The sequence below is a fragment of the Planococcus chinensis genome (genome assembly GCF_020071995.1).
Lineage (GTDB): Bacteria > Bacillota > Bacilli > Bacillales_A > Planococcaceae > Planococcus > Planococcus chinensis_A.
Window position 1 is genome coordinate 1 of record NZ_JABWTK010000057.1, and the last position, 270, is coordinate 270.

1 rRNA gene is annotated in these 270 nt (G+C 57.0%); it reads right to left on the minus strand.

Annotated features, from left to right (window positions below):
• Positions 1-270: ribosomal RNA gene (locus HU147_RS19295) — 23S ribosomal RNA — on the minus strand; the annotation flags it as partial.

The window sequence follows — 270 nt, forward strand, 5'->3', positions numbered from 1 at the left end:
CCTTAACGAGAGTTCACTCGCTCACCTTAGAATTCTCTTCTCGCCTACCTGTGTCGGTTTGCGGTACGGGCACCTCCCGCCTCGCTAGAGGCTTTTCTTGGCAGTGTGAAATCAGGGACTCCAGGGCATAATGCCCCTTGCCATCACAGTTCAATGTTTGCGGAAACGGGATTTGCCTCGTTTCCCACCTTGCTGCTTGGACGCGCTCAACCAACGGCGCGCTCGCCTTATCCTTCTGCGTCCCCCCATTGCTCAAACGGCGGGGAGGTG